We start from the raw sequence: 15,228 nt of genomic DNA on the forward strand, positions 1-15,228 counted from the left end.
ATTACCTTTCACATTTGCTATTTTTAATTTTAATTGCAAAGACATACATCTTCTATGCCATATGGTTTTTGATTCCAACCATGGCATTGGCGGGTATTACGGGGGCGAAAATGGCACCGAAGGTCACAAGAGGGCCGATTGCAGCAAAGAAAAAGCGCATGCCCTTTATCGCGTTGAATGGTTTGCTGGTTCTGACGCCGGCAGCCATCTTTCTTCACTATCTTGCAAGCGCAGAGCAGTTTACCAGCACGTTTTACATCATTCAGATTATTGAATTAATTGCGGGCTTCACCAACTTGATACTAATGAGCATGAGTATCCGAGACGTTATGCAGCAGAAAAAGCCCGCACAATTAGCCTAAGCCATTAAACGATGGATCTGCTCAATGGTATCTTGGGCAGATTCATAATCAACGGGCAGCTCGACCACACCATTGGCCGTCTCTACAAACAAGGATGGGAAACTATTCCCACCGATAGAACGAGCGAAACCCAGTTCCTCCATAAATTGTTGGTTTAGAGCTTCAGACTGAAAATCTTGCAAGAACTGCGCTTCATCAAGACCAATCTCCGCAGCTATCGCAATCAATACTTCACTGTCACTCGGGTTTCGTGCTTGAAGGTAATAAGCATGCTGGATGGCGCGTAGCATCTCTTTCTCCGCTCCCTGCTTGCGTGCCGCTAACACTGCTCGACAAGAAGGATAAGTTGAGCGCTTAGGGGTGTTTTTCGTCCAGAAGTCATAGTTGAACTCAGTGCCCAGATAGTTTTCGATCTTTTTCCAATACGAGGCAATTTGTTCACGCATGGCGATGGGCATAGGCTCCATAGAGTCTGGCGCCAACCCCCCAACCACATACTGCACTGTCACCTCATCAGCTAACGCACTCTGGATTTTTTCCCAAGTGGGTTTGTAACCCCAACACCAAGAACACATAGGGTCGTAAACGTAGTAGAGTTTGGCTGTTTGCATGAGTTCATCCTTATAGTGAGTAGCGAATCAGGGTCTACATCACCAATTCGTCTATTTCCTTTAACCCCATAGAGGTAATTGTTACCTCTGCTTGATCGAGATCATTTTAACAAAGTGATTACATCATTTATGTTGACATAATGTTACAGAGATTAACAAGAGGGATACCCATGGAACTGAAAAAAGACCCAAGATGTTACACTGACGTTTGTGTAGGTGGTAAATGGTTTCATCATGATCACTGTACCAGTAAAGCGTATATGCTCAAGGGCGGTGCGGATGTGAGTGTGGAATTTAACAAAATACCTGAAACAGAAGACGAACTTATTGAACTGTTAGTTCAGAGTGTTTAAACAGCAAGCGCTTAGCAGCCCCCATTGCTAAGCGCTTGTTGTTTATCTGCTATTTATTGATTGCGAGGTAAGTACCAGCAGCAATCATTACACCGCCAGCTCCTTGATTCAGCTTGCGTTGAGCACTTGGTGTTTTCAACACTTTAACCAGTCGCCCTGCGCCAATCGCGATCATCATTAACCCTGTCATTAGAGCAACAACGCTTAATACCGCAGCCAGTGCAATATCCTGACTATTAAGAACGGTTAAGTCCATAAACGTTGGCAGAAATGAAATATAAAATAAGATCACTTTAGGGTTCGAAGCCGAGATCAGAAAGCCCTGCACAAATCCGGTGATATGAGACGGAGCTTTTGGTGTTTGATCTTGTTGAATCGCTTCACTGGCCTCAGGCAGTGCTTTGATCATCTTATAGCCGAGATAGATGAGGTAAGCCGCACCGACGTAGCGAATCAACACAAACAGTGTTGCCCAGTTTTCTGCTATTGCAGCCAAACCCAAGCAGGCTAAAAGGAGATAGATAACATCGCTCGCAACCATTCCAGCAGACAGAGAAATACAGTGTTTTGCACCTGAAACCATCGCACGAGCAACAATGGCAAATACGCCCGGCCCAGGTGTGATGCTAAAGATCAACATAGCGATAAAAAAGGTGATCGCACTTTCAACGGTCATGGCTGTGCCTCATACATAGTGGGTTACTGAAAAGTAACATGATTGTATAAAAATACAATCGCCTTGCAGTATTCAAACCCACTAGAATTTCAGCCAACTGGCATACTCGGGAACCGTATCTTTCAGATCCATGTAAATCCAAACCATGCGATCGACAAACCCTGCTTTGAATACCATTACCACATACTGGTAAATTTGCTTTGCATCGCTCTGCTGATGGGAATACTGTCGTCCCCCATTACCGCAACCATTTTGCCGGAAAAGTCCTTCTTCACTTTATCTATCATCGAGACATTAACCACACTCGAGCGATGTACTTGCCAAAACAACTCCGGATCCAGCTGAGCCAGCAGTTCCTTAAGTGACGTTCGCAGAACATACTCGACTTTGTTGCCCTGCTCTCGCTTGTACAGAGAGACGTATTTGTCTTCTGCTTTGAAATAAAGCACCTCTGACAAAGCAATGAGATGAATCTCTTCGCCCTTGCTTGCTCTAATCCAACTTAAGTATTTCGGCTGAGCAGGCGCGTTGAGCTGCTGAATCTGATTCAGCAAAGTGCCAAGCTCTGTCACGGGTTCAGCGCTATGTAACCTCGCTTTCAGTTTTTCAACGCATTGAGTAAGACGAGCATCAGAGACAGGCTTAAGCAGATAATCCGCCGCATTAGTTTCAAAAGCTTGGACAGCGTATTCGTCATACGCCGTCACAAACACAATATGAGGTTGGCAATCACGCTTAGAGAGCTTCTTCGCCAATGACATACCATCCAGCCCGGGCATTTTTATATCCAGAAATACCACTTGAGGCCGATGTTGCTCAATCATTTCAAGGGCTTGCTCACCATTCGCAGCCTGCCCGACAATATCGAGTTCAGGCCAATACTCAGCAAGCGCCTGATTAAGATGACGACGCAGCAACGGCTCATCGTCAGCAATGACGGCGGTAAGAAGATCAGTTTGCATCCATGTTTTCCTCAAGTTTCTCCAATGAGCGACGTTGTACAGACAACTGAGCAATCACACCACCCGATGCATTCTCTTTCAGGTTCAGTGACGCATGTTGACCAAACAAGGTGGTGAGCCGATGACGAATATTGTCCAGCCCAATACCTTGCCCAGCATGACTAGGCGTATCGCTAAAACCAATCCCATTGTCGATAACAGAAATGGTCACACTATCCTGATTTTCAGCAACCTCTACTGTTATTTTTCCACCGACAGAGCTGGGTTCAATGCCATGTTGTACTGCGTTCTCCACTAGCGGTTGAACCAACAGAGGCGGTATATTGAGGTCACCCAAACAATGGTCGGAGATTTCATAATTCAAGCGTTCTCCGAGCCGTATTTTTTGAATGGCAAGGTAAGCATCCACCAGCTCCAATTCGCCTTTTAAGGTCGTATTGTACTGACGACTGCGTTGTAACGTCCCGCGTAACAGCTCGGTCAGTTTCTCCAACATCCGCTTGGCGCTTGTCGCATCGCTATCTATCAATACGCTAATGTTAGCCAGTGTATTAAACAAGAAGTGAGGTTCAATCTGGCTTTGCAGCTGTTTTAGTTGGCTTAGTAGCAGTGCTTTCTCTTGCTCCGTTTGAATACGGCGAGCCCGTTCCAGCTCCTTTTGAGTCTGCAGCTTTTGCTCATGCGTATAGAAATACAGAAAACAAGCCGCTGAGAAAATAAACCCAAGAATGATGACCGGCTTCATCTGGCTGAAGTCGGCAAACTTGTCGTATTTGCTTAACCAATAGTAGGCATTGGTCGTACCAAACACCATTGAAGCGCCAATAGACAACATGCTCAGCTGACGCCGAGTCCAATGCTCACTCGTCCACTGCAATAAATGAGAACTCAATACTGCGCTGTATCCGTAGCCGAAACTGATAAGAATATGCTCCCAAAACGGGCTTGGCCAGATAGCATGTGTGGCGAATGCGATGATGAGGCAAAAGACTGAGGTGAACACCAAACTCTTCAATACGTCTGTTAAACGAGTAGCAAAGTCAGTCATCAAAATTTCCCTTTTAGATTTATAAAAATCATACGCTTATCTGATAGATTTGCATATACGGAGTCATAGCTTCCCGTCATAAAACGGGCTGCAAGTTCAACGTCGACCGAAGTCTGTCCCGAGTCATAAGCACTGTAGTTAATCCACTGTGTTGCAATGACACCGCCGTCTTGTGGCGATAATAAGAGATCAAAAGTAGGCTCTACATTCTCCAGCCATAAGGCATTTTTACTCCATTGCCACTGACTCCAGCTAGTAGGATTCAAACTCCAATGAAACATGACGTTATGCTGCACCAGATTGATATGGTTGAGTCCCTGAGCGTACGAATGCGATAGACCAGCGGTGTTGACGCTTTCTGATAAAGCTGTCGCTCTTTCCAGTCCCTGCCGCCAATCTTCTTTGCTCCATGCTCGATTGTCGTACCAATATTCAACGATGATTTGATTGCCGGCTTGGCTAGCCCAATTAAGCCCAACCAAACCTTGAAAGCCACTACTTTTGTTAGCCAGAATCACTGGTGAGTAGAGGCCTTGCTGCTCAAACCCTAGGTAGTCTCTCTGGTACACAAAAGAAGCGTGGTACGCCCATGAGGCATCATAAACAGACACCATGGAGCCGCCAATTAAGCCTTGTCTTACATCGTCATAGTAAGCAATGCCCTGCCATTCCGTCTCATCTGTCAGCCAGTAGCGACGCAGACCAATGCCCTGTTGCTCAGTTCTTTGTTCGAGCTCGCTAGACTCTTGCTTTGTCCAGCTGGAATCGCTGTAAAGCAAACTCCACTCTCCCGAAAGATCAAAGTATGACGCCATTGCGACACCTGCCCCCTCCTCTACCTGAATTCCCACTGGGTGACGCCGATAAGGTTTGAACAAGTCTAAGGGGCGATATCCATACCCTACTCCCCAATCGAGGCGGATTTTCCCCAGCGTCATATCAAGCGGTAGTACGCCTGTCTCCCAGACGCCTTGCCAAAAAGCTCCTGAACAATCAACTCATTATCAGTTGAGTCGGATGAGTCGCTCGACGCTAGTTGACTACTCTTTGCTGCTAACAGGCCGCTCCAATTTTGCCACTCGGCCTGCACACGAAGCAACGCGTCTAGCTGCTCAGTGTGCGACGCCGTATGTGGTTCAAACCAGACGGAGTCTCTGTGCTGATTCTGGCTAACACTAACCGTCCAGTCCCAGTTGAAACTTGGTTGAGCAAGGCCGCTGCTTGAAACCGTTGCCGCCAACGCGAAAATCAAACGACAATTCACGTTATAGCTCCGACAGTGCGTTACGCGTCAAAAATGCCGGAATATAGTACTTATCTTCAAGTTGATGAGCCGTCACTTGCTGATATTCAATCACCGTTTTCTTCGCAGGCTGAATCTTGTCAATCAAGGTCATGCTCACGACTCTTGGCTGGCCATCGCGCTCACCCTGCTCAAACAATGCCTGCTTAGCCAGCTTGCCAGATTTTAAGTACAAGTCGGCTTTGATCGGGAAATCGCTCTCCGATTCCAACCATAATTCGATGCGATCGTAATTCGCACCTTGAGTTACAGACTGCAGAGAAAGCTGGTTTGCCAACACTGCTCGCTCATTGATGGTCAAGGTTTCCTGAGCCGTCAGCGTCGCTCGGTAGTCCTGACTCCAAGTGAGAGTAGATACATCGCCAACGGAGGCTTCACCGAGTAGTTTTTGCATTGGTGTTATACGGATCGGGCGACGACTTTTAGGCATCACTAGCCAATAGTTGTCTCCCAACATCAGCATCTTTTGCCCCGCTTCAACCGGTGACTTAAACACAACTAAAGACTCGCGTTCGGGGCGCGTATAAACATTGTATTGGCGTGTTTTATCCAGCTCTCCGTTTTTATACAAGGTAACCATAGACACCACTTTGGCGGACGCTGTATCAAGGCGGTAGGCATCTGCATTTTTGACCATGGTTTCCGTGTCATTAGCAAGCGCGCCAACACTCAACAGACTCAATCCGATGGCAATAGAAAGTGATTTAAACATAGGTCAACGCCTCCGTTATTGGCTTATTGACACCCTTTCGGGCGGAAAGAAACGCAGCGAGAATGCAAATCGCCATGACACCCAATGCGCTGTAACTCAGTAGCTCGGGTGAAAAATAGATATTGAGTGGATAGCCGTCGGTTCGACCTGGTGGTGGTGGCATTTGCACATCCACCACCATCAGGGCAATACTGGTGAAGGCTGTTAGAAGCCCACCTAAGAGTGTGCCGATGCCAGCTAACAGTGCTGCTTCGCGCACAAACCCCGCCACGATTTCCGCAGGATATGTGCCTAATGCGGACAAGGTTCCGATTTCACGCGTTCTTTCCGTCACCGACATTGTCATGGTGTTAAAGAGAGCAACGAACACCACCAGCGACATCACCGCCCCCATAATGCCGAAGATTCGATCGTATAAGTCTTTCACTTTGGTGTAGAAAAAGGCTCTTTGCTGCCACGGCGTGACTTCCAGTGCTTGGCGGTGTGGCAAAGAAGCGAGTTGCTCTTCCACCCAACTCTGAAGCTTCAACGTATTTTGTGTTTCGTAAAGGAAAACCGACAAAGTACTCACTTTGTCACTCACCAATAGTTCCTGTACCGATTCAATATGCAGGTATAGCTGGCGCTTATCTAAGTCCGGCACACCCGTTGAATAGATACCATGAACTTTAAAATCGAGTGCATTTAGCGCGCCGTCGCTCGTCGTTGCAAGCACGGTGATCCAGTCACCAATTGATACGTTGAGATTACGTGCCAAATCGACGCCAAGCATCACCTCAGGCTCCGAGGGTTGATATCGCGAAGAGCGAATATCAGACAAGGTTTTACCCTGACGCACGTCGAGAAACGGCCCCTTCATATCGAACTCACGTTCATTCACACCAGTACCGACAAAAATGGTCGATTTATTGCCATTTGAGACCAACCCTGTGAACTCAATCCTAGGCTGAATGCCTCGTATATCCGGATTCGATATCAGTTGCTTGTAGATCGCGGCACTGTCTTCCAGACCGTTCGCCAATGGCATGTCTTCATCTTTCTCGAAAAACCCGGGAAGGCTGATTGTCAGATGCCCCGTATCCCGCGCCGTTGATTCTTGGAGTGATTCATAGGTGTAAAGCCCGAACCCGCCCGCTGACGTTAAAGCAAAAACGGCAATCGTGATAATAAGAGCGGACAACACACTGCGACGACGATTTCGCAGCAAATTCAGATACGCTATGCGCACTGATTGAGGAACTAACTGGCCCATTTCATCGCCTCCTCGCTTATTCTGCCATCCACCAACGAGAGTGTTCGGTCACACTGATTCGCCATTCGCTGATCATGTGTAGCCACAATGAAGGTCGTTCCCAACTCATGACCAAGGTTTTTCATCAGTTCAATCACCCGCTGAGCGGTATGGCTATCCAGACTGGCGGTTGGCTCATCGGCAATAACCAGCTTGGGTTGATGAACCAGCGCTCGCGCAATGGCGACGCGCTGTTGTTGACCACCCGAGAGATGATCAGGTCGATGGTGAGCAAACTCTTCCAGCCCCACTTTGACAAGCATTTCCATGGCGAGCCGTTGCTGATGTTTGGCCGAGTATCCGTTCAACATTAATGGGTAAGCCACGTTTTCCCATGCACTCATCACAGGAACCAAGTTAAAGCGCTGGAATACAAAGCCCATGCTGGTCCGCCTCAATTGCGCCGATTGTTGTGGCTCTTTCGGGTATAACGAGCCATCGAAAGTAACCTGACCTTCAAACTCACTATCAAGCAAGCCCAGAATATTCAGCAACGTGCTTTTGCCAGAGCCTGACGGGCCACAAAGGGCGACCATTTCACCATTGCTGATTTCGCCAGTGACGTTGCTGAGCGCCTCCACTCGCTGCTGACCGAGTTGGTACTGCTTGGCAAGATTTTGAAACTGCAACATGCCATCTCCCTAGGCGTTATTTACCATGGCTATCGCTTGTAACGTCATCGGATGTTGGCCATTGAGCGTTGACATTTCCTGTGCCCATTTTTGTGCCTGTATGTTGTCTTCTGCACGTATGGCGGCCTGAATGGCGTAGATGTAAACCCAGGCAATCGCATCAAAGGATTGAGACGTAAAAGCCTGTTCAGAGAGAAGCCCCGAATACAGTTCATAACCGCGTTCGAAATGATTAAACATGTCGGGTAGTGACGTATAAGTCGCCGCCGCGACCGCTCTTGCCAAGAGTGACTCAGGTAGCCCCTGACGAATCTCTTGCAACGGAACGGGGGTTGTACCATCCGATAGCATATCCAACCCTTTAGCAATCGTACCGAGCCCTTGCTCGACGTATTTCATCTTGTTCCAAGGAAGAAAAGCATCGCGTCCCTTCAAAGTTTGTGTGCTACCGAAATAGACCAATGTCAGAGCATCACCGCCTTGTCTTTCGATCTGACCTTGCAGCTGCTGATAAACGGATTCAACCTTATCTTCATCGCCTTGAGCGGCTTGATTGTATTGCTCTATTAGCTTGTCGCTTGGCGCTGCGACCACTTGAGCGCTAACCAGTAAACACAGACCTAATTGATGCGTCAGTTTCATTTTTGTCGTTCCTTCTTCTTAGCTGATGTTCAAAGGTTAATCAGCGATGAGCAAGGCTGCTTGGGTATGCGACGAACGGTGTTTGGAAGACGTGAATGGTAAAAACAGAGCGTGAATGGTGAGATTTTGTTCAGCTTCTGCGGCTTATCTGGAAATCAACGGCTATGATCGTTAAAGTAGCGCCATGATTAGTTATCGCATTGAAATTCAATGTGACGAGAGAGAAGAAATTATGTTTAGCGATGATCGCATCATTGATAGTCTGGAAGAGCTTGAAGCTTTTCTCCTCGCTGTAGAAAGCGGCAGTTTTGGTTTAGAAGGCGTTGCGGGTATCGCACTTGCGACAAACAATGCTGATGGTCGCCACTTTGTGGCAGTACTGGATGATAATCATCAACTGCTGCTAGCTCGCTGGGTGACCGACGAAATCTTCAAAACAGGTCAGGATTTAGTCCGCAACGGACCGAAGAAAAGCCATTAAAATAGCCCGCAATTGCGGGCTATTTTAATTCAGATGCTTAAGCAGTTAACTCAGGCCGCCAAAGCACAGATATTTCACATCCATATACTCATCAATACCTTGCTTGGCCCCTTCGCGGCCAATACCAGATTGTTTAACGCCACCAAAAGGCGCGACTTCTGATGAGATAATCCCATCATTAATCCCAACCATTCCGTATTCAAGCGCTTCAGCTACCTTCCAGATACGACGAATGTTATCACTGTAGAAGTAAGCGGCCAGACCATAGATGGTGTCGTTGGCCATCTCAATCAACTCTTCATCGCTCTCGAACGCCAAGACTGGTGCCACAGGGCCAAAAATCTCTTTGGAGACAATATCCATTTCTTGAGTCACGTTCTTTAGGATAACCGGAGCAATAAACTGTCCAGATTGAGGCACTATAGGTGAAACAGGCTGAGCCCCTTGTTCAATCGCCCCTTGAATTAAACACTCAATGCCCTCTTTGGCGACTTGGCTAATCACAGGCCCAATATTGACGCCTTCTTCCAAGCCGTTCCCAAGTTTGAGCTGTTTTACCGCTTCATCAAATTTAGCCACAAATTCGTCGTATACATTGCGATGAACGTAAAAACGATTAGCACATACGCACGTCTGGCCTGCATTACGGAATTTAGAAGCGACGGCTCCGGCAACCGCAGCCTCTATGTCCGCGTCATCAAATACGATGAACGGGGCGTTACCGCCCAACTCCATTGAAGTGCGTTTAATATCGTGGGCACTCTGCTGCATCAAGAGACTGCCGACGCGAGTTGACCCCGTAAAAGACAGCTTGCGAATCAGTGGATGAGAGGTAAACAGCGCCCCAACTTCTGGCGCACTCTCGCCTAAGACCACTTGCAAAACATCGCGAGGAATACCCGCCTGATAGGCAAGTTCCACAACTGCAAACGCAGATAGCGGCGTCAGTTCTGCGGGTTTCACCACAAAGCTACAACCTGCAGCAAGCGCGGGAGCGGCTTTGCGAGTAATCATCGCTATCGGAAAGTTCCACGGCGTAATCGCACTCGCGACACCGACTGGCTGCTTAATAGTCACCATACGCTTGTCAGGCGTTGGAGCCGGAATGGTTTCACCATAAGTGCGTTTTGCTTCTTCAGCGAACCACTCAACAAAGCTCGCACCATAGAGCACCTCACCTTTCGCTTCCGCTAGTGGCTTACCTTGTTCTAGGGTCATCAAACGACTGAGGTCATCTTGGTTTTCAACCAGTAGTCGAAACCAACCTTGGAGGATGACAGCTCGCTGCTTCCCCGTCAGTTTGGCCCACTCTTTCTGAGCATGATTGGCCCGAACGATTCCCTGTTCGATTTCCTCCTGAGTGGAAATCGGAGCATAACCCAGCAGCTCTTGTGTCGCGGGGTTATAAACCGCAACACTTCTGTCCTGATCCGAGACCATAAAAGACATTAAACTCTGATTACCTATTTGCTGCATTGTGATTACCTTGTTCTTCGTCGATTGTGGTTGTTAAACCACACGGCACTCCTAAAAAGTCTGATTTGAGAAGCGTGAGTATTGTAGGGTATCCGCAACCTCTTGCGCTTTAGATTGGGAACTCATTAAATGTAGAAGCTTTAACGCAGCCTGATAACTAACCAGGCTGCCATTGGATGTAAGTACGTTACCATCGACAACATAGTTTTTGTCTGTCAGTACCTCAACTTTCGGGTAGTCACGTTGAAAATCACGCTCACCTCCTGCCCATGTCGTCGCTTGTTTACCATTTAACACACCTGCTTCAGCTAATAGATAAGCACCAGAACAATTGCTTGCCATCCACTCTGCAGTTTTGGCTGTTGAGGAAATATAGCGGATCAAAGCTTTGTTATTGACCAATGGATCCATATCGTAACTGGACGTAAGTATTAAAGCATCAAGCTTAGGGGAATCACCAATCCAAGTATCCACTCCCAACTGTAATCCTTCTTCTGTCGTCACCGTCATTGTATCCGTAACTGAAATTGTCACCACATCATAATCACTGAACCATGTTAATCGGTTCGCAACGCCAAATACTTCTAGAGGTGCGGTGACATCTGATGTCAATACACCATCATAGACTAATACGCCGATAGTCTTATCCGCTGCCGATACGGTTGGCCCAAATACCATTGAGAGCAAAAGAAGCGTAGATAGCATCGTCATACGGACGTTGAATTTATCAAATATCATTATTTATCCCCATTATGTGAATCAAAATAGTCATCACTATCTTAGCGAGCATCTTTAATGATTGAAGTGACATGTTAACCTATCTATAGTGAATTATATTCACGACTAAATGATGGAGTTGAAGTGGATAAACTACGCGCATTGCGCTTTTTCATCACGACTTTAGACACAGGCAGTTTCGCGGCAACGGCGAAAAATATGGCACAGACCCATCGACCGTGAGTAAAGCCGTGAACAGGTTAGAGTCTGATCTTGGAATACAGTTGTTTCTTCGCTCTACACGCCAACTCAACTTAACCCTCGCGGGACAGCAGTACGAACAAACCGCAAGGCACGTGCTCGATGAACTCATTACATGCGAAAAAGATCTAAAACAGGCTAACAGCTCACCATCAGGTACATTGAAACTCAATTTACCCGTCTCTTATGGCCGCCGTTATATTCAGCCGTTGTTAAAAGAGTTTCGTTACCAATATCCAAATATTGACTTGGACATCTGCTACGATGATTCCTATATCAACATGGTTGATCAGGGTGTCGATGTGTCAATTAGGTCGGGAGTTGTGCAAGACCGGCAGTTGATCGCTCGCCAACTGAGTCCTATCGATTACTTGATTTGTGCAAGCAAAGAATACCTCAAACAACACGGGGTGCCAAAAGGACCTCAGGATTTTCACCACCATACCTGGATACGCTTTCGCTTTAGACAAACAGGAAGATTACTCGGGCTAAAACTCGCTTCCACTGAACCTATTCATTCAATCGAAACAGCCCAAAACATTGTCGTCAATGATGGTGAATCAATGGCAGAACTCTGTGCTCAGGGACTAGGGCTAACACAGATCCCTCACTTCATCGCTCGGGACTGGCTTAAAAGCGAACAATTAATCCCTATTTTCCCCAGCTTTCGTCCACCAAACGAAGGCGTTTATATTCTTTACCATCAACGTGAATACATGCCGTTGCGAGTGAAGCTCTTCGTCGACTTTGTGGTGAAATCAATACAATCCCAAGGTGAGACTCCACGGCATACTTGGGCCAAACAGCTAGAGATTAAACTGCCCAGATAATATAAGCGCCTTGTCATTTTGGCTTATGTGCCGCTGTAAACAATTCTGAATAATAATCCCTAATTTTATGCCGTCCATAAACTGGAGCAATTGAATCCTTGCCCATAACCGTCAAGAAAAATTCAGCCGCTCCCCCCATTTTTCGGGTAGGTTTTGCATTACAAGTAAGGTTAAACGCCTCAGGTAGTCAGGCAATCGGACAATATTCACATCTTTATTCTGTGCTTCAAAAAGCAAACTGTGCGATCTGAATAGTGGTTAATACTTCAGGGCCTCCTACGTCCAGTTCTTTCACATTCGACTGGATGGCTTCAATACAAAATGTCGCGAGATCTTCACCATGAATTGGGTTTAATTTCTTTGCTGAAGAACCAAACAGGTACACACTACCTTTAGTTGCCATGTGGTAGATTTCGGCCAAATCTGAGAAGAAGCCATTTGGTCGAATAACGCATGGCTTTAACCTCTCTGAGCTGAGTAAACGAGAAGCAAACCTTTCCTTAGCACTGAGCAGACGAACACTAGAATATTTTGCTGCATTGAACGCTGAAATATAGATAAATTTCTCGACACCTGCGTTTTCCGCCTCAAGCAAGACGTTGAGATTGGCTTGATAGTCGATATCCTCATACTTCAAACCATCTTTTTGACGAGTAATACCCAAGCAAGAAATCACAACGTCAACACGATCACAAATACCTTTAAGCTGATGCTGGTCGGTCACTTCTGCCTCAATAATCTGAGATTCACTAACGCCGATCTCTAGCAGCTTTTGTGTATTGCGAGCCAACGCAACAAAGTCTTGACCACGTTCTTGCAGTTGCTTGACGACATACAGGCCTAAGTATCCCGTCGATCCCACCACTAAAACCTTACTCGATGATGTCATGATAGTTTCCTTACCTTTAAAGCTTCATACTCAGCTAGTATTCCATACTGCGGCTATTCTCTCACGCCATGAGAGAGACCTCGCTCATCTTAAAAGTGGGCGATATCCACTCAAGACCAACTGGAGAAAAAACAAGCAGAACAAGAGTATTAACGCTCTTTTAGCCACAATCATGTTGTTTATTCACCCCTAGCGGAAACGTCATTTCAACCAACCCATTGGCTTCAGATGATCGAATAAAGCCTTTGGACTGATACAAATTGATCGCAGGATTCTCACTAAACACACGTAAAACGAGCTTAGTCGATTGAACGTTGAGTGCGTGTACAGCCGCTAGGTCAAGGCACTTGGCTCCAATTCCTTTTCCTTGATACTCAGGTAAAAGTTGCAGATCTCGTAGGAAAGTGACGCCATCAGCATAGCTAAAACGCAGCACTCCGACACGGGTATTATCTAAGTGAACCTCATAATTGTCTAACTCTTGCCAACTGTTGAGAAATTGATGGTGATCCCAGATGATCCCACGAGTTTGATAATAAGGTGCCATATTTGTCTTAGTTAAGTATTCTGCGAATAAGGCATCATTACCGACTTTAAGCTGCACATTCATACCTTCTCCTTACATTAAACATGTGTTTTCTTACAAAGAATGGATAAAATAAAAGACCTAATGAATAGGTCTTTTATATATTATCTTCACTCAGTGAGTGGCGACTTATTTGTTTGCATTACACGTTTTCGAGTTCAGGTTCGCTGATCGACGCTCTTAATCCTTTAACCAAACGCTCAACAGCTACCGTCAGCTCCTCTGGCGAGGCATTGGTGTAGTTAAGTCTTAGCGCAGGCTTTGCCTCATCTGCATTTGGATAGAATACAGGGCTGGGCACAACTGCCACGCCATTTGCTAGTAAAGCTTTTGCCAGTGCAAACGTGTCGCATGATGGTAACGTCACCCAGATAAACATGCCACCTTCAACAGGCTTCACTTCACAACCGACCGGTAGTTGCTTTTGTAGCTCTGCAAACAACTTCTCATAGCGGGATTGGTACAGGTCTCTGACCATACCAATATGCGCTTCAAAGCCTTGATGTTGTAATAAGCCCAGCAGCAATGCCTGCATAGGGACACTTGAATGTAAGTCCGCTCCTTGCTTGATTTTGATAAGCGGTTCAAGATATTCACTTTTGCCACTAACAATGCCAACACGAAGACCTGGAGAGGCGATCTTTGAGAATGAACGCAACACAATAGAATGTTGTGGGCAGAAATCTGAGACCAGTGGAATCGCCTGACCTGAGAATCTCAACTCACGGTAAGGGGCATCTTCAATCAGCACAACATTGTATTGCTCACACAATGCACCAACCTTCTGACGCGTTTCCAACGTCCAACAAACACCGGTTGGGTTGTGGAAGTCTGGCACAGCATAGAACATCTTAGGTGACTGTTCAGCGAAACTCTTCTCAAGCGCATGCAAATCGGGACCCGTTTCAGTCTGAGGGACGGTGACAATATCCGCCTGCACCAAACCAAATACCTGCATCGCGCCAAGATAGCTTGGCGCTTCCATAACCACTTTATCACCCGGGTTGACATAGGCACGAGCAATCAGATCTAGCCCTTGCTGAGATCCTGTACACGCCATTGCGGTGTGTGTCTCTGGCAGGTCAAAGTATTCTGCCAAGAACTCTAGAAGTGGCGCGTAGCCCGCGGTTGCTCCGTACTGGAAAACTTCCGGCATCGATGAAAGGCTTTCTAGTGTCGGCTTCATTAATTCAATTGGAAATGTGCTTTCGTCTGGTAAGCCACCCGCGAGCGAGATAACATTTTTATCCGATGCGGCAGCGAGAATTTCACGAATATAAGACGACGAGATTTGTTGCAGGGAGCGAGCGATTTCCATAACAGTTCCTGAGTGTAATTTTAGAATTTTTATCGTCGAAAAGACGTTAATGAAGTGTATAACCCATTGATGAAAATA

Annotated in this window: 14 protein-coding genes and 4 pseudogenes; 4 read left to right on the forward strand and 14 right to left on the reverse strand. The window is 46.6% G+C overall.

From position 1 onward, the window contains the following. The first annotated feature begins 32 nt into the window (after positions 1 to 32). Positions 33 to 362: pseudogene (locus tag KW548_18660) on the forward strand (hypothetical protein). Here KW548_18660 and KW548_18665 read toward each other — a convergent pair. Continuing rightward, entirely contained in the window at positions 359 to 973 is a 615-nt protein-coding gene (locus tag KW548_18665) for a DsbA family protein (protein ID QXX09109.1), read from the reverse strand. The pseudogene KW548_18660 and the gene KW548_18665 sit on opposite strands and share 4 nt — an antisense overlap. 170 nt (positions 974 to 1,143) lie before the next feature. On the opposite strand from KW548_18665, the gene KW548_18670 reads away from it, so the two are divergent. Continuing rightward, the gene (locus KW548_18670; protein ID QXX09110.1) at positions 1,144 to 1,326 is read left to right on the forward strand and encodes a hypothetical protein; all 183 of its coding nucleotides are present in this window, start codon (positions 1,144 to 1,146) and stop codon (positions 1,324 to 1,326) included. A 49-nt stretch (positions 1,327 to 1,375) separates the two neighbouring features. Here the strand turns inward: KW548_18670 and KW548_18675 are convergent, their stop codons facing one another. The 8 genes and pseudogenes from KW548_18675 to KW548_18710 all read right to left on the reverse strand — a co-directional run bounded on the left by KW548_18675 (position 1,376) and on the right by KW548_18710 (position 8,592). Continuing rightward, the gene (locus KW548_18675; protein ID QXX09111.1) at positions 1,376 to 2,002 is read right to left on the reverse strand and encodes a LysE family translocator; all 627 of its coding nucleotides are present in this window, start codon (positions 2,000 to 2,002) and stop codon (positions 1,376 to 1,378) included. A gap of 176 nt (positions 2,003 to 2,178) precedes the next feature. Further along, positions 2,179 to 2,964, reverse strand: coding sequence for a LytTR family DNA-binding domain-containing protein (locus KW548_18680; GenBank protein ID QXX09112.1), 786 nt, complete (start codon positions 2,962 to 2,964; stop codon positions 2,179 to 2,181). Next, on the reverse strand, positions 2,954 to 4,012 hold the full coding sequence (locus KW548_18685) for a histidine kinase (GenBank protein ID QXX09113.1): 1,059 nt from the start codon (positions 4,010 to 4,012) through the stop codon (positions 2,954 to 2,956). Before KW548_18685 ends, KW548_18680 begins: the two co-directional genes overlap by 11 nt. After that, positions 4,012 to 5,276: pseudogene (locus KW548_18690) on the reverse strand (hypothetical protein). The gene KW548_18685 and the pseudogene KW548_18690 overlap by 1 nt, the downstream one beginning before the upstream one ends. A gap of 1 nt (position 5,277) precedes the next feature. Then, on the reverse strand, positions 5,278 to 6,027 hold the full coding sequence (locus KW548_18695) for an outer membrane lipoprotein-sorting protein (protein ID QXX09114.1): 750 nt from the start codon (positions 6,025 to 6,027) through the stop codon (positions 5,278 to 5,280). Then, positions 6,020 to 7,279, reverse strand: coding sequence for an ABC transporter permease (locus tag KW548_18700; GenBank protein ID QXX09115.1), 1,260 nt, complete (start codon positions 7,277 to 7,279; stop codon positions 6,020 to 6,022). Before KW548_18700 ends, KW548_18695 begins: the two co-directional genes overlap by 8 nt. After that, on the reverse strand, positions 7,267 to 7,950 hold the full coding sequence (locus KW548_18705) for an ABC transporter ATP-binding protein (protein QXX09116.1): 684 nt from the start codon (positions 7,948 to 7,950) through the stop codon (positions 7,267 to 7,269). The genes KW548_18700 and KW548_18705 overlap by 13 nt, the downstream gene beginning before the upstream one ends. Positions 7,951 to 7,959: 9 nt before the next feature. Continuing rightward, positions 7,960 to 8,592: a hypothetical protein gene (locus KW548_18710; GenBank protein QXX09117.1), complete on the reverse strand. Its 633-nt coding sequence runs from the start codon at positions 8,590 to 8,592 to the stop codon at positions 7,960 to 7,962. 232 nt (positions 8,593 to 8,824) lie between these two features. Here KW548_18710 and KW548_18715 point away from each other — a divergent pair, with 232 nt between their 5' ends. Continuing rightward, the gene (locus KW548_18715; protein ID QXX09118.1) at positions 8,825 to 9,073 is read left to right on the forward strand and encodes a hypothetical protein; all 249 of its coding nucleotides are present in this window, start codon (positions 8,825 to 8,827) and stop codon (positions 9,071 to 9,073) included. A gap of 45 nt (positions 9,074 to 9,118) precedes the next feature. Here the strand turns inward: KW548_18715 and KW548_18720 are convergent, their stop codons facing one another. Together KW548_18720 and KW548_18725 are read right to left on the reverse strand one after the other, a co-directional pair. Then, positions 9,119 to 10,549, reverse strand: coding sequence for an NAD-dependent succinate-semialdehyde dehydrogenase (locus KW548_18720; GenBank protein ID QXX09119.1), 1,431 nt, complete (start codon positions 10,547 to 10,549; stop codon positions 9,119 to 9,121). 51 nt (positions 10,550 to 10,600) lie between these two features. Continuing rightward, positions 10,601 to 11,287, reverse strand: a complete 687-nt coding sequence (locus KW548_18725) for a DJ-1/PfpI family protein (GenBank protein ID QXX09120.1) — start codon at positions 11,285 to 11,287, stop codon at positions 10,601 to 10,603. Positions 11,288 to 11,410: 123 nt separating this feature from the next. Here KW548_18725 and KW548_18730 point away from each other — a divergent pair. Further along, positions 11,411 to 12,357, forward strand: a pseudogene (locus tag KW548_18730) (LysR family transcriptional regulator). A 13-nt stretch (positions 12,358 to 12,370) separates the two neighbouring features. Here KW548_18730 and KW548_18735 read toward each other — a convergent pair. The 3 genes and pseudogenes from KW548_18735 to KW548_18745 form a co-directional block, all read right to left on the reverse strand. Next, positions 12,371 to 13,246: pseudogene (locus KW548_18735) on the reverse strand (SDR family oxidoreductase). Between the two features lie 160 nt (positions 13,247 to 13,406). After that, positions 13,407 to 13,856, reverse strand: a complete 450-nt coding sequence (locus tag KW548_18740; protein QXX09121.1) for a GNAT family N-acetyltransferase — start codon at positions 13,854 to 13,856, stop codon at positions 13,407 to 13,409. Between the two features lie 118 nt (positions 13,857 to 13,974). Then, on the reverse strand, positions 13,975 to 15,150 hold the full coding sequence (locus KW548_18745) for a PLP-dependent aminotransferase family protein (GenBank protein ID QXX09122.1): 1,176 nt from the start codon (positions 15,148 to 15,150) through the stop codon (positions 13,975 to 13,977). Positions 15,151 to 15,228: the final 78 nt, after the last annotated feature.

Source organism: Vibrio neptunius, from assembly GCA_019339365.1.
GTDB classification, from domain to species: Bacteria; Pseudomonadota; Gammaproteobacteria; order Enterobacterales; family Vibrionaceae; genus Vibrio; species Vibrio neptunius.

Coding starts and splice junctions, on each gene's coding strand:
- KW548_18675 (QXX09111.1), bottom strand. CDS start 2,002: ATGACCGTTGAAAGTGCGATCACCTTTTTTATCGCTATGTTGATCTTT.
- KW548_18710 (QXX09117.1), bottom strand. CDS start 8,592: ATGAAACTGACGCATCAATTAGGTCTGTGTTTACTGGTTAGCGCTCAA.
- KW548_18695 (QXX09114.1), bottom strand. CDS start 6,027: ATGTTTAAATCACTTTCTATTGCCATCGGATTGAGTCTGTTGAGTGTT.
- KW548_18670 (QXX09110.1), top strand. CDS start 1,144: ATGGAACTGAAAAAAGACCCAAGATGTTACACTGACGTTTGTGTAGGT.
- KW548_18700 (QXX09115.1), bottom strand. CDS start 7,279: ATGGGCCAGTTAGTTCCTCAATCAGTGCGCATAGCGTATCTGAATTTG.
- KW548_18705 (QXX09116.1), bottom strand. CDS start 7,950: ATGTTGCAGTTTCAAAATCTTGCCAAGCAGTACCAACTCGGTCAGCAG.
- KW548_18680 (QXX09112.1), bottom strand. CDS start 2,964: ATGCAAACTGATCTTCTTACCGCCGTCATTGCTGACGATGAGCCGTTG.
- KW548_18685 (QXX09113.1), bottom strand. CDS start 4,012: ATGACTGACTTTGCTACTCGTTTAACAGACGTATTGAAGAGTTTGGTG.
- KW548_18720 (QXX09119.1), bottom strand. CDS start 10,549: ATGCAGCAAATAGGTAATCAGAGTTTAATGTCTTTTATGGTCTCGGAT.
- KW548_18740 (QXX09121.1), bottom strand. CDS start 13,856: ATGAATGTGCAGCTTAAAGTCGGTAATGATGCCTTATTCGCAGAATAC.
- KW548_18715 (QXX09118.1), top strand. CDS start 8,825: ATGTTTAGCGATGATCGCATCATTGATAGTCTGGAAGAGCTTGAAGCT.
- KW548_18665 (QXX09109.1), bottom strand. CDS start 973: ATGCAAACAGCCAAACTCTACTACGTTTACGACCCTATGTGTTCTTGG.
- KW548_18725 (QXX09120.1), bottom strand. CDS start 11,287: ATGATATTTGATAAATTCAACGTCCGTATGACGATGCTATCTACGCTT.
- KW548_18745 (QXX09122.1), bottom strand. CDS start 15,150: ATGGAAATCGCTCGCTCCCTGCAACAAATCTCGTCGTCTTATATTCGT.